The organism is Terribacillus saccharophilus (assembly GCF_002272075.1).
Taxonomy (GTDB): Bacteria; Bacillota; Bacilli; order Bacillales; family Amphibacillaceae; genus Terribacillus; species Terribacillus saccharophilus_A.
The window spans coordinates 129,475-142,799 of sequence record NZ_NPBJ01000004.1 but is presented as its reverse complement, the minus strand read 5'-3'; the positions used below and the strand labels follow the sequence as shown (position 1 = coordinate 142,799).

The 13,325-nt window shown below is 44.1% G+C and carries 15 protein-coding genes; 13 read left to right on the top strand and 2 right to left on the bottom strand.

The annotated features are described in order from the left end of the window. Positions 1–59 precede the first annotated feature (59 nt). From CHH48_RS03390 to CHH48_RS03380, 3 genes are all read left to right on the top strand, one after another. Positions 60–638 carry a DUF1405 domain-containing protein gene (locus CHH48_RS03390; RefSeq protein ID WP_095217911.1) on the top strand — a complete coding sequence of 193 codons (579 nt, stop codon included), beginning with the start codon at positions 60–62 and terminating at the stop codon, positions 636–638. Positions 639–711: 73 nt separating this feature from the next. Next, the gene (locus CHH48_RS03385; protein WP_095217910.1) at positions 712–1,032 is read left to right on the top strand and encodes a sporulation protein YpjB; all 321 of its coding nucleotides are present in this window, start codon (positions 712–714) and stop codon (positions 1,030–1,032) included. Positions 1,033–1,098: 66 nt separating this feature from the next. Then, positions 1,099–1,785 carry a zinc metallopeptidase gene (locus CHH48_RS03380; RefSeq protein ID WP_095217909.1) on the top strand — a complete coding sequence of 229 codons (687 nt, stop codon included), beginning with the start codon at positions 1,099–1,101 and terminating at the stop codon, positions 1,783–1,785. Positions 1,786–1,810: 25 nt separating this feature from the next. On the opposite strand, the gene CHH48_RS03375 is transcribed toward CHH48_RS03380, so the two are convergent. Further along, positions 1,811–2,335 (bottom strand): type 1 glutamine amidotransferase domain-containing protein, encoded by a 525-nt coding sequence (locus tag CHH48_RS03375; protein WP_095217908.1) that lies wholly within the window; start codon positions 2,333–2,335, stop codon positions 1,811–1,813. Between the two features lie 66 nt (positions 2,336–2,401). Further along, on the bottom strand, positions 2,402–3,274 hold the full coding sequence (locus tag CHH48_RS03370) for a YitT family protein (RefSeq protein WP_095217907.1): 873 nt from the start codon (positions 3,272–3,274) through the stop codon (positions 2,402–2,404). A gap of 144 nt (positions 3,275–3,418) precedes the next feature. On the opposite strand from CHH48_RS03370, the gene CHH48_RS03365 reads away from it, so the two are divergent. The 10 genes from CHH48_RS03365 (at position 3,419) to dinG (ending at position 13,200) form a co-directional block, all read left to right on the top strand. After that, complete coding sequence (locus CHH48_RS03365) at positions 3,419–3,769, top strand: nucleotide pyrophosphohydrolase (protein WP_095217906.1); 351 nt, start codon at positions 3,419–3,421, stop codon at positions 3,767–3,769. Beyond that, positions 3,762–4,568 (top strand): 4-hydroxy-tetrahydrodipicolinate reductase, encoded by an 807-nt coding sequence (dapB, locus tag CHH48_RS03360; RefSeq protein ID WP_095217905.1) that lies wholly within the window; start codon positions 3,762–3,764, stop codon positions 4,566–4,568. The genes CHH48_RS03365 and dapB overlap by 8 nt, the downstream gene beginning before the upstream one ends. A 10-nt stretch (positions 4,569–4,578) precedes the next feature. Further along, positions 4,579–4,992 carry a methylglyoxal synthase gene (gene mgsA, locus CHH48_RS03355; protein ID WP_095217904.1) on the top strand — a complete coding sequence of 138 codons (414 nt, stop codon included), beginning with the start codon at positions 4,579–4,581 and terminating at the stop codon, positions 4,990–4,992. Continuing rightward, positions 4,989–6,113 (top strand): N-acetyl-alpha-D-glucosaminyl L-malate synthase BshA, encoded by a 1,125-nt coding sequence (gene bshA, locus CHH48_RS03350; RefSeq protein WP_095217903.1) that lies wholly within the window; start codon positions 4,989–4,991, stop codon positions 6,111–6,113. Before mgsA ends, bshA begins: the two co-directional genes overlap by 4 nt. After that, positions 6,113–7,282 carry a CCA tRNA nucleotidyltransferase gene (locus CHH48_RS03345; protein WP_095217902.1) on the top strand — a complete coding sequence of 390 codons (1,170 nt, stop codon included), beginning with the start codon at positions 6,113–6,115 and terminating at the stop codon, positions 7,280–7,282. Before bshA ends, CHH48_RS03345 begins: the two co-directional genes overlap by 1 nt. Next, positions 7,266–8,246, top strand: coding sequence for a biotin--[acetyl-CoA-carboxylase] ligase (locus CHH48_RS03340; RefSeq protein WP_095217901.1), 981 nt, complete (start codon positions 7,266–7,268; stop codon positions 8,244–8,246). Before CHH48_RS03345 ends, CHH48_RS03340 begins: the two co-directional genes overlap by 17 nt. Positions 8,247–8,250: 4 nt before the next feature. Continuing rightward, the gene (panB, locus tag CHH48_RS03335) at positions 8,251–9,081 is read left to right on the top strand and encodes a 3-methyl-2-oxobutanoate hydroxymethyltransferase (RefSeq protein ID WP_095217900.1); all 831 of its coding nucleotides are present in this window, start codon (positions 8,251–8,253) and stop codon (positions 9,079–9,081) included. 2 nt (positions 9,082–9,083) lie between these two features. Beyond that, entirely contained in the window at positions 9,084–9,953 is an 870-nt protein-coding gene (panC, locus tag CHH48_RS03330; RefSeq protein ID WP_095217899.1) for a pantoate--beta-alanine ligase, read from the top strand. Between the two features lie 16 nt (positions 9,954–9,969). After that, positions 9,970–10,356, top strand: a complete 387-nt coding sequence (panD, locus tag CHH48_RS03325) for an aspartate 1-decarboxylase (protein WP_095217898.1) — start codon at positions 9,970–9,972, stop codon at positions 10,354–10,356. A 78-nt stretch (positions 10,357–10,434) separates the two neighbouring features. Next, complete coding sequence (dinG, locus tag CHH48_RS03320) at positions 10,435–13,200, top strand: ATP-dependent DNA helicase DinG (RefSeq protein WP_095217897.1); 2,766 nt, start codon at positions 10,435–10,437, stop codon at positions 13,198–13,200. Positions 13,201–13,325: the final 125 nt, after the last annotated feature.

The window sequence follows — 13,325 nt, the reverse complement described above, 5'->3', positions numbered from 1 at the left end:
TGACTGCTTTTATTCGAGCAAATCGGAATACATAATTGAAATGAAAGGATAAGCACATCATGTATCATCTTTTATTCCATCGTTACAGCATCATGTTATTGTTTATCATCAATCTCTTTGGAACGATATACGGGTATATGTGGTATGGTTGGCAGCTTGAAATTACGCCAGCTATTTTCCTGCCTTTTGTTCCGGACAGCCCAACAGCAAGTCTCTTTTTTACAATTTTTCTAGGTTTATTTTTGATTGGAAAACAGAATGGTTATATCGAAGCGCTGGCAGTAGTTTCATTATTTAAATACGGCATATGGGCTGTTGTGATGAACCTTCTCACTTTAGCCGTGAATGGTACACTTTCCTGGCAAGGGTATATGCTGATTGCCTCCCATTTAGCGATGGCTGTACAAGGCATTTTGTATGCACCGCTTTATCGAGTAAAACTGCGGCATCTTGCAGTGGCTGCCATCGTGGTCTTGCATAATGATATTATCGATTATGTTTTCGGTATGATGCCGATTTACGGTAATCTGATGGATTATATGCAAGTGATAGGTTATTTCACTTTCTGGCTGAGTATTGTATCCATCTTAGTCGGTTATTTTGTCACACAGCGGAACTCATTAAGAAACAAATACTAATAAGGCGAATACCGACATACGCAAGTGCTTAATTGCATAGGCTGTAGGAACATCTAAAAAAGAGGGGATGCTTATGAAAAAGCTGCTTCTCGTCATTGTTCTGACAGCCTCTTTTTTTGTACTTGCTAACCTTGCTGAATTGCTGCTGCAACCGCATACAGAGGCACTGCCGTCATCTTCCGACAAAATAGGTCAAACGTTTGATCAACAATATGAATCGCTGCCTGCACATTTGTATAGTGTTTCTGTGCCTGATAAAAACAGTTATGGAACAGGACGGTTCTGGGGAATACTTGGTATTAGTGCAAGCATTGTAGGGACACTTGTGTATGTTGGCTATAAAAAGTATCGAGCTGAAAATGACAAAAGTGTGAACAACGATCCTAATAGTTGATTTTTTTCGAATTTTTGACTAAAATTGACCTTAATAAGTTCCAAATAATTTTACGGAGGAATGTATATGTCACTAGGTGCTTATATAATCTATATAGCACTTCTTCTGATTATCCCTTTATGGGCTCAATCGAAGGTGAAAAGCACGTATAAGAAGTATTCGAAAGTTGAAACGTCATCTCTTATGACTGGTGCGCAGGTCGCAAGAAAGATTTTAGATGATAATGGTATATATGATGTGCAAATCGAAGAAACACGCGGTATGTTGTCTGACCATTATGACCCACGTCACAAAGTTGTCCGTCTATCTACAGACAACTATCATGGTCATTCTATGGCAGCAGCAGCCGTTTCCGCCCACGAGGTAGGACACGCAATCCAGGATGCGGAAAGTTACGGATTCCTCAAATTCCGTACTGCGCTTGCACCAGCTGCTGCATGGGGGAACAACCTTTCCTTTATGCTTATCATTGCAGGGGCGATTTTCCAAGCTTTTAGTCTAATTGGTTTCGGTATTGCGCTATTCAGTATCGCAGTATTGTTCCAGATCGTCACACTGCCGGTGGAGTTCAACGCATCGAACCGTGCGATGACGCAGCTCGTTTCAACGGGTATAATCCGGAACGATGAAGAACGCTCTACGAAGAAAGTATTGAACGCGGCAGCAATGACTTACGTTGCAGCGGCTCTAGTAGCTGTAGCTGAGCTTGTGCGCTTCATCCTTATGTTCTTTGTCGGTAATAACGAAGAGTAATAAAAGGCATCCCGAGGGATGCCTTTTATTGTTCTTGTATGACTTTGATGAGTTCTCGTAGATAGTCGGGCAGATCAGGCGGTCGTCTGCTGCTGACAATATGACCGTCCACAATAACTGCTTTATCATGCCAGATGGCACCGGCATTCGTCATGTCATCTTTAATTCCTGGCGTGCTCGTGACATTAACACCTTCCAAAATACCTGCAGAGATCAACACCCAGCCGGCATGGCAAATTTGACCAATCGGTTTCTTATGGGAGTGGAAATGCCGGGTGATTTCCAATACGCTATGATAGCGGCGTAATTTATCTGGTGACCAGCCGCCTGGGACAAGCAAAGCATCATAATCAGTCGGAATGACTTCATCAAACGTTACATCTGATGTAGCGGGAACACCATATTTGCCTTTGTAGGTAGTATTGGCAGCTTCACCTGCCAAATGAACTTCCGCTCCAGCCTCACGAAGTCTCAAGATGGGATACCATAGCTCCAGATCCTCAAAATCTTCACTCACAAATGAAAGTATTTTCTTACCAGTAAGCTCCATCATCTCACCTCTTTCTTTTATTCCTTTTCACTTTACCAATTCATTCGTATAAATGCATGCAATACGCTAGTCTGTGTGATAAGGCTTTTTGTTTTCGTCGAGTGTAAAGCCTTCTCCCATTACATCATGTACCTCGCTAAGGGCGACGAAGGCATGTGGATCTACTGCGGTGATGATTGCTTTCAGTCTGACAATTTCGTTCCGTGCAACGACACAATACAGTACATCGCGCTTTTCACCAGTAAAGCTGCCTCTGCCATCAAGAACAGTAACACCTCGGTCCATTTGCTTTAGTATCTGATTGGCGATATCTGCACTCTGACTGGAAATGATGGTGGCGCCTCTTGCCGAGTAGGCACCTTCTTGAATGAAGTCGATGACTCTCGCCCCAACGAAGACTGCAACGAGTGTATACATCCCCCGGATCAGATCAAGATAGGTAAGGACTGATGTGACAATAACAACAGCATCAAAGAGAAACATTGTGCGTCCCATGGTCCAGCCAGCATACTTGTTAGCCAAACGGGCAATGATGTCAACTCCGCCGGTAGTACCTCCGAATCGGAAGATGATACCGAGACCGACACCGATGAACACCCCAGCTAAAAGCGAAGCAATCAGTAAATCATTCCCTAAATTAATATGGAAGGAATATGTCTGGAACAAACGCAAGAATAAGGAAACGGCCACTGTCCCGATAATTGTATAAACGAATGTTGTACGGCCTAGGAATTTCCAGCCGACCAGAAATAACGGAATGTTTAGCACCAAGTTCATAATTGCTGGATCCCAATCGAATTCGAATAGTAAAATAAGCGTTATCCCGGTGAATCCGCCTTCACCTAATTTATTGGCTATATTGAAATGGACGATACCGAAAGAAAAGATGGCGGCGCCTAACAGGATAAAAAGGATGTTCTTTAAACGCATTCCGAACATAATCTACCTCCTAAGATGACAATTCCTTCTATATTATAGACAACTATGCCTTCTGCTACAAATTTGTCCAATAGGTAAAAACATTTGTCAAAGACCGTATTTTTAAGCTAACATGGTAATGATATAGCGAAAGGAAGATCGCGCATGAATACTGCATATACGACAAAAGAAATACAAGCACGTGTCGACGCTTATATTTCCCAATTTAAAGAAGGTTATTTCTCACCGCTCAGCATGCTTGCCCGAATGACAGAAGAAGTAGGGGAGCTTGCAAGGGAAGTGAACCATACATATGGCGAAAAGCCGAAAAAAGCTAGTGAAGATGCCAATACAATAGAAGATGAACTCGGAGATATCATTTTCGTGATGACATGCTTTGCTAATTCCTTGAATATCGATTTGTCGGAAGCATTCGAGAAATCGATGACAAAATTCGAAACAAGGGATAAAGACAGATGGACGAAGAAGACACAGGAGGATTTACATAATGACTAAGGATACGATCAGGATTATTGTAGCAGGACCAAGAGGACGAATGGGGTCGGAAGCATTGCAGCTTATCGATCGTACAGCTCATTTTGAGCTTGTAGCAGCAATTGACAGGAAAAATGGAGGAAAGCGTATCAGTGATATCGACGGTTTGCCTGCAAGTGATGCAGTTATCTACGAGGACGCTGCGGTGTGTTTAGATGAAGTGCAAGCGGATGTACTTATCGACTTGACCATTCCCGAAACAGGCTACAAACATATGAGACTTGCTATCGAACACGGTGTGCGTCCAGTAGTCGGTACCTCTGGCTTTACAGAAGAACAAGTAGGAGAACTAGAAAAGCTAAGTGAAGAAAAGGGCATAGGAGCAATTATTGCACCAAACTTTGCAATTGGCGCTGTGCTGATGATGCAATTTGCCAAACAAGCAGCAAAATACTTCCCAACAGTGGAAATCATTGAAAAGCATCATGATCAGAAACTAGATGCACCGAGCGGTACGGCTGTAAAAACAGCACAGCTGATTCAGGAAGTACGTGAACCGGCTAGACAAGGACATCCGGATGAGAAAGAGACGATGCCGGGAGCACGCGGTGCAGATGTAGACGGCATGCGAATCCATAGTGTCAGGCTTCCAGGTCTTGTTGCACACCAAGAAGTTATTTTCGGTGCACCCGGAGAACAATTCACAGTCAAACACGATAGTTTCAACCGCGCATCCTTTATGTCAGGTGTAGAGCTGGCTGTAGATCGCGTCATGAAGATGGAAGTACTTGCATACGGATTAGAAAATATATTGGAATGAGGCGATAGACATGCATATTGCTTTAATTGCCCACGATAAGAAAAAACCTGAGATGGTCCGCTTTACGGTCGCATATAAAGAAATGCTGAAGAAACATACCTTGTATGCTACAGGAACAACCGGTACTCGCATCATGGAGGCTACAAGCTTGCCGGTGGAATTGTTCCTGTCTGGTCCTCTAGGGGGAGATCAGCAGATTGGTGCCAAAATTGCAACAAATCAAATGGACTTGATTATATTCTTCCGGGACCCGCTCACCGCCCAGCCACATGAACCTGATGTGAGTGCACTTATGCGGCTTTGTGATGTGCATCGCATACCGCTCGCTACCAATCTGGCTGCAGCAGAGATCTTCATACGTGGATTAGATAGAGGCGATTTCGATTGGCGCAAGATCATTCGTGATCGTGAGCCAGAGCTATGAAAAAGCTGAAAATCGGAATCACTTGTTATCCGACGCTTGGCGGCTCCGGCGTCATTGCGACAGAACTCGGAAAAAAACTGGCTAAAAAGGGACACGACATTCATTTCATTACATCCAGTGTCCCTTTCCGGCTGGATATGCTGCTACCGAATGTATTTTTCCATGAGGTCGAGATGAGTCATTATCCTGTTTTCCAATACCCACCGTACGATTTAGTGCTAGCCAATAAAATGGCTGAGGTGATCGACGAAGAGCAGCTGGATATCCTGCATGTCCACTATGCTGTTCCGCACGCTATATGTGCGATCTTGGCTAAAGCTATTGCAAAACGTGATGTAAAAATCGTTACAACATTACACGGTACGGATATTACGGTGCTTGGAATTGATAATGGCCTGCGCAAAATGATCATTCATGCGATCGAGGAAAGTGATGTCGTCACTGCCGTTTCACAAAGTCTTGTGCAGCAAACAAGGGAAATGCTTGATGTAGCAAGTCCAATCGAAGTTGTTTACAACTTTGTAGATGAAGAAGTATACCGACCGGCTGATGTGCGTGACATAAGAGAGCAGTTCGGAATCAAAGAAGATGAAAAAGTACTCGTACATATAAGCAATTTCCGTAAAGTGAAACGTGTACAGGATGTTGTACAGGTTTTTTCGTATGTACAGGAGAAATTACCTGCCAAGCTGATGCTGATTGGAGACGGTCCTGAGTATTCGGATATCTTGCGAGATGTGCAGCAGCGTGGTCTCGAAGATAACGTCTTATTCCTAGGTAAGCAGAATAATGTTGCTGCGCTTTTAAATATGGCAGACATAATGCTGCTTCCTTCTGAAAAAGAGAGCTTTGGCTTGGTTCTCTTAGAAGCTATGGCCTGTGGGGTGCCGTGTATTGGAACTGATGTCGGTGGCATACCAGAAGTAATACAGCACGGAAAGAATGGGTTTATATCGCAGCTAGGGGATGTAGAGCAGATGGGAGCATTTGCATTGGATTTGCTGACAGATGAAAAGTTGTGGCAGCGATTTTCCGATGCATCCATCCGTTATGCAGCAGAGAACTTCCATTCTGATCAAATTGTCGCGCAATATGAAGCAATTTATGAAGAGGTTTTGTAATGAAGATATTTGAAAAAGCATTCCGGGTCATACAGGAAATCGAGTTACACGGTTATGAAGCATATCTGGTCGGAGGAGCTGTGAGGGATTACCTCATCGGTAAAGCTGTCGGCGATTTGGATATCGCAACGTCAGCAACGCCGGACCAGGTAATGAAGGTGTTCGATAAGGTCATTCCGATTGGTATTGAGCATGGAACTGTTCTTGTACGTTTCGAGAAGGAGAGCTTTGAAATTACGACTTTCCGGACAGAAGGAGCATATTCTGATTACCGGCATCCTGATAGCGTAAATTTTGTTACTGATGTTGCAGCTGATTTGGCTCGTCGTGATTACACAGTTAATGCAATTGCAATGGCCAGAACCGGGGAGTTAGTAGATCCTTTTGATGGCAGGAGCGCTATTGAAAAGAAAGAGCTGGTTACAGTAGGCAAGGCCTTTGACCGTTTTCAAGAAGATCCGCTGCGTATGATGCGCGGTGTCCGGTTTGTATCACAGCTAGGGTACAAATTGGATCATAATGCACGAAAAGTGATGGAGGATCAGCGTCTTTGGTTATCGCGTATTGCAATTGAACGCATAAGCATTGAAATGGAGAAATTATGCTCTGGTAAAAATGTAAAAACCGCTATTCAGCTTTTGCATGATACGGGATTATGGGAAGCAATGCCGATTTTTAAAGATCATCCTGAGCTGATGCATGCGCTAGCCAAAAAAATCGAGCCTCTAGGCACTTTGGCAGAATTGGTTGCCCTTTGTTCGTTGCTTAGTACAAGACCAGTTCTTGATTGGGTTAAGGAATGGAAGCTGTCCAATGCTATCAAACAGGACGCTCAACATTTAGTGCGCATACTTCAAAGTAATCTGGATGCTTGGGCAGTTTATCAGCTGCCTGTTCACCTTGATGAGGGTTTTTGCCGACTTGAAAAAATCTATAAAGAAAAAGATGTACAGGATAACGTTTCATCCATTAGACATATGCTCCCGATCCGAAACAGTTCAGAACTGGCCATTTCCGGTGGAGATCTGATCAGCTGGTTTCCCGATAGAAAAAAGGGGAGCTGGATTCGTGATCTTTTGCTTGCTGTTGAAAAGGCTGTTGTAGAAAACAAGATTCCGAACGATAAAGAACAGCTGAAGGAGTGGGTCATTCATGGATACAACACGTAATCGTCTCATCAGAATCCTTCAGGATCATAAGACATCATATATTTCTGGTCAGAATCTGTCAGAACAGCTTGGTATTTCAAGAGCTGCAGTCTGGAAGCATATGAAAGCGTTGGAAGCAGACGGGTATGAGATAGATGCTGTTCCGCGTAAAGGATACCAAGTGAGACGTTCGCCAGACAAACTCAGCAAAAATACGCTGAACTGGAAGCTTGATACCGAGTGGATCGGACGCAAAATCATCTTTGAAGAAGAGCTTGATTCTACACAACTTTTGGCCAAAGCTTTGGCAGATCAAGGTGCAGTACATGGAACTGTTGTTATTGCTGATCAGCAGACAAGCGGTAAGGGAACTAAAGGACGCAGCTGGTATTCTCCAGCTGGAACTGGAATATGGATGAGTTTGATCATCCGGCCTGAATTCGGTCCTCGGGAAGCAGCGCAGCTGACGCTGGCTGCAGCAGTTGCACTTACACGCGTATTTCGTCAGAACGATATTGAAGCTCACATTAAATGGCCGAATGATATCTATCTAGGCGGCAAGAAGCTCGCCGGAATCCTGACAGAGATGCAGGCGGAACAGGATTATATTCAGCATATCGTACTGGGTATCGGAATCAATATCAATCAGACAGTATCGGAGATAAACCCGGATATCCGCAATAAAGCAACATCTTTACGTATCGAGACAAATAAGGAATGGAAGCGGCAGGAGCTTATTCATTTGATTTGGAAAGAGTTCGAGAATGTCTATTCGCTATACATAGAAAAAGGTTTTCAAGAAATTCGGGACGAATGGATGCAGTATGCTTTACGTCTGGGGCACCGAGTAAAAGCAGCTACACCATCAACTGTCTTTGAAGCAGTTTTCAGAGGCATCGGGGAAGACGGAGAGCTTATTCTTGAAAATGATGATGGCAGTACACAGCGCTTATATTCTGCTGAATTGGAATGGAAAGAGGAGTAACATAATGAAAACTAGACTCGATTTTCAAAAGATGAAAGAAAACAATGAGAAAATCACCATGGTTACCGCCTATGATTATCCGACTGCAAAATTGGCCCAGCAAGCTGGTATCGATATGCTGCTTGTCGGCGATTCACTTGGAATGGTCGTACTCGGATATGATAGCACCATACCTGTAACAGTGGAGGATATGATTCATCATGGTAAAGCCGTCACTCGCGGCGGAAACGAAACGTTTGTCGTAGTGGATATGCCGTTTATGACGTACCACGTATCCGTGGAGGCAACTGTACCGCAAGCGAAACGCATCTTCCAAGAAACCGGAGCGCAAGCCTTGAAACTGGAAGGAGCAGATCAGGTCATTCTGGACAGTATCAAGGCATTAGCAACAGGCGGTATCCCAGTTGTCGGTCATCTTGGTCTGACGCCGCAGTCAGTTCATATGCTTGGCGGTTATAAAGTACAAGGGAAAAGCAAACAGACGGCAAAACAGCTGCTGGAGGATGCACGCAAAGTCGAAGCAGCCGGAGCAATTGCTGTCGTACTGGAATGTGTTCCAAAGCAGTTAGCAGCGCTTATTGCTAAAGATATATCTATCCCGGTTATTGGAATCGGCGCAGGTGCTGATGTGGACGGTCAAGTTCTAGTTTTCCATGATATAAGCAGGTACGGTGTTGATCGTCTGCCAAAATTCGCAGTCAGCTATGCAGACCTTAACGAAACCATTACAAATGTCTTCTCCACTTATCGCGAAAATGTAAAAAACAGTATCTTTCCGAATGACGATCAAAGTTTCACAATGGACGAAGCAGCATTACCTAAACTAGGAGAATGAACATGAAGATCATTTCGACATTAGAAGCATTGCAGCAAGAAAGAGTACAGCTTGCAAAAGAGCAGAAGTCAGTTGGCTATGTGGCAACGATGGGCTTTTTACATGAAGGACACCAATCCTTGATGAAGCGTTCTAAAGCGGAGAATGATATTACAGTGCTTAGCATCTTCGTCAATCCGCTGCAATTCGGGGCGGGCGAAGATTTTGAGACTTATCCGCGAGATGCTGTCCGTGATCAGCGTATTGCAGAACAAGAAGGCGTCGATATCGTCTTCATGCCAGAAGCAGCGGCAATGTATCCGGGCAATAGTACAATCAAACTGCATGTTGCTGACCGGGTAGATGTGCTTTGCGGCAAATCAAGACCAGGTCATTTCGATGGCGTGGTTACAGTTTTATCAAAGCTTTTCCATTTGATTCAGCCGAACAGGGCATATTTCGGGCTGAAGGATGCTCAGCAAGTAGCAGTTGTACAAGCCTTAGTGCATGACCTTAATTTCCCGCTTGAAGTGGTTCCGGTATCGACAGTTCGCGAGGAAGACGGATTAGCGAAAAGCAGCCGTAATGTCTATTTGTCAGAGCAGGAGAGACAAGTTGCACCAGCAATTTACCAAGCACTGCAGAAGGCTAAACAAAGCATCCAAGATGGAGCAAAGGATCCTGAAAAAGTAGCATCTGCTGTAAAAGAATTTATAAACAGCCAAACAAGTGGTAGAATAGACTACGTTGAAATTTTGTCTTATCCCGCATTGAAGCCAGTCAAGGAAATAGATGCGCGTATTATCATTGCTGCAGCTGTCTATTTTGACAAGGCGAGATTGATCGACAATCTAGTATTGGAAGCTGACGGTTCCATCATGGACCGTTTTTAATATAGGGGGAAATAAGATGTTTCGCACAATGATGAAAGCGAAGATACATCGCGCTCGTGTCACCGAAGCGAACTTGAACTATGTTGGCAGTATTACAATCGATACACACATTCTGGAACAAGTGGGCATACTTCCTCATGAAAAAGTGCAGATTGTGAACAATAATAATGGAGCTCGTCTCGAAACATATGTAATCCCCGGTGAGCGGCATAGCGGAGTCATCTGCCTGAACGGTGCTGCTGCACGTCTTGTACAAAAAGATGATGTAGTGATCATCGTTTCCTATGCCATGCTATCTGAAAAAGAATTGGCTGACTTTAAGCCGAAGATCGCCCTGATGAACGAAGATAATACAGTTCAGGAAATCATCGAGGAAGAACCGCCGCTTACTGTGATGATGTAACGGCATAAAAGAATCGTACGATAAGACTCTTATCTGTGATAAGAGTCTTTCTTTTCTAAGCAGTATGGAGGGTGGAGTATGGAAAAATTTGTAGTGGTGGATCTTGAAACAACTGGGCACGCGCCGTCGAATGGCGATAAAATCATAGAGGTCGGGATTGTCGTCATCCAAGGACGTGTGATCACAGATCAATTTCAGACGATGCTGGATCCCGGTATGCCGATTCCACCTTTCATTTCCCAGCTGACAGGTATTACTGATGAAGATGTGGCTGGTGCTCCGCAATTTGAAGAAGTAGCAGAAGAGGTTTCTGCTTTCTTCAAAGATAGCTATGTGGTCGCTCATAATGCGAATTTTGATTTGCGGTTTCTCAACAGCGCTTTGGAAGTGGCAGGACTTGCTCCAATCCAGCGCCCAGTTCTTGATACGGTCGAGTTGGCTCGTATTCTGCTGCCAACGGCACCGAGCTATAAATTGAGTGTTCTTAGTGAGCATCTTTCTTTTGAACATGATCAGCCCCACCGGGCACTGTCCGATACGCTCGTAACAGCAGAACTCCTGTTGTCTCTTTTAGAGGAGCTAGGCAAGCTGCCATATGAGACAATTTCTCATCTATTAACACTGGAAAAATCATTGAAAAGTGATTTGCGCAGCTTGCTTGAGTATCGTTTGGAGGAACTCGCATTCGACGATATACACGATGATGGGCTTGAGGTTTATCGAGGACTGGCTTTTCGAAAAGTCCATGAAGAAGATGATACCGTTTCTGCTATTACCCAGTCTTTTGGTGAGATGGCAGATCAGCTGTATCAAAAAGAAGGCTGGCTTTCAGAGGGAATGAAAGGCTACGAGCCGAGAAAAAGTCAGCTGGAGATGAGTGAACAGATCTTTGATGTTTTCCAATCAAATAGACACGCACTTCTCGAGGCTGAAACCGGTACTGGAAAATCTCTTGCGTATCTTTTGCCAGCAGTCTACACTGCAGTAAAAGAAAAGAATCGCATCGTTATCAGTACACATCTGACTCAGCTTCAGGCACAATTGATGGACAAGGAAATTCCGCTTTTACAGCGCATCCTGCCGTTCTCCTTCAATGTAGCACTGCTGAAGGGAAAGCAGCATTATCTAAGTCTCAGCCGGTTTGAATCAGAGCTGCAGCAAACAGCAAATGACAATTATGATATCGTACTAACTAAGGCCATTCTACTTGTCTGGCTGACAATGACCGAGACTGGGGATATTGATGAAGTGAATCTGCCTTCCAGCGGAAAGCGGTTTTTCCTGCATATGTCCGCAGATGCAGAGGATACGCAAGACCCATTTTCGCCATGGTTTTCACGCTCTTTTTATCAGCGGGCAAAGAAAGCAGCTTGGCAGGCAGATATTATCGTTACTAATCACGCTTTGCTTTGCAGTGATATGCAGGAAGAGTACCAGCTCCTGCCATCATATCAGCGAGTCATTATCGATGAAGCACATCATTTCGAAGCAACAGCAGCGAAGCATTTCGGGTTGGCGCTTGATTATGTCTCCATCCACCATATGCTGTCTCATGCGAATAAAGTGTACGAGAAAGCAACAGATGAGCTTCCAATTACACAAGCGGAGTTGCTGATTTGGCAAAGTTTATGGGACCAAACCAAAGAAGAAGCAGATGAAATGTTCCGTTATATCCATGATTTTGTTTTATCCCAGCATAAAAAGAAGCTCGGCACCAATGACATTGGCAGATTACAGCTGCGGCTTGAGGATGTTCGAGAGACGAAACAGGTCCTAGTGATTGCTGAAATGAGCAACAGATTATTATTCGGTGTGCGAGACTGTATCCACCATTTGCTCCAGCTGATAAAATCAGCCGATAAGCAAGGGGAGAAAAAGATTGCTGACTCCATACGAAATGCTGCGGATCAGCTACAGACGATTATCGATGCGATTGAACGGATGTTCCTCCTATATGACGATGAAGAAGTGAAATGGATAGAAGTCGATATGTACGGCGCCCGAAATGCGGTTTATTTATACAGTGAACCATTAGATATTGCTGATTTGCTGCTTGAACATTTCTTTTCGGAAAAGAAAAGTGTTGTACTCACGAGTGCAACTTTAACAATGAAGCAATCGTTTGCTTTCATTCAGGAACAACTTGGCTTGGATGAATATACCGTCACAAGACGTTTCGATTCTCCTTACTCGTATCAAGAGCAAGTGCAGCTGCTCGTTCCAAATGACTTTCCAGATGTCCGAGGAAAAGATAACTATCCCTTCATCTATGCTGTTTGTGAAGCGATACTCAGTCTTGCCGCTATAACGGATGGACGAATGCTCGTTCTGTTCACTTCCTATGACATGCTGAAAAAAGCTTTTGGACTTGTGAAGGAACTGACAGAGGACCAAGATTATACCTTGATTGCCCAAGGTATTACGAGCGGTAGCCGCGATCGGCTGAAAAAGAATTTTCAAAGCAATAAGAAGGCCATCCTATTCGGAACCAGTTCATTCTGGGAAGGCGTTGATATTCCTGGAGAAGACTTGAGCTGTCTGGTCATTGTCAGACTGCCATTCCAGCCTCCAGATCACCCAATTTATGAAGCAAAAGCTTCCAAACTGAAGGCAGAAGGGAAGAATGCCTTTATGGAGCTTGCATTACCTAATGCGGTCATCCGCTTCAAGCAAGGCTTCGGCAGGCTGATCCGGTCGTCAAACGATAGAGGAATTGTATTCGTTTGTGATGACAGAATGATGAAAACGAGATATGGCAGCTACTTCACCGCTTCCATACCGGATGTACCGACACATTATAAAAGTACAGCTGAACTTTTAGAGCTTGCAGAGGATTGGCTATAAAAAAAGTGCGTCACAAGGACGCACAACTGCTGGGGAGAAGGAAGATTTTTGTTGAAAAAACTTTGAACTCGTCTTAGAATTACACCAGGACAACTGGTATAATAAGAATTGGATTGCTTCTCAAC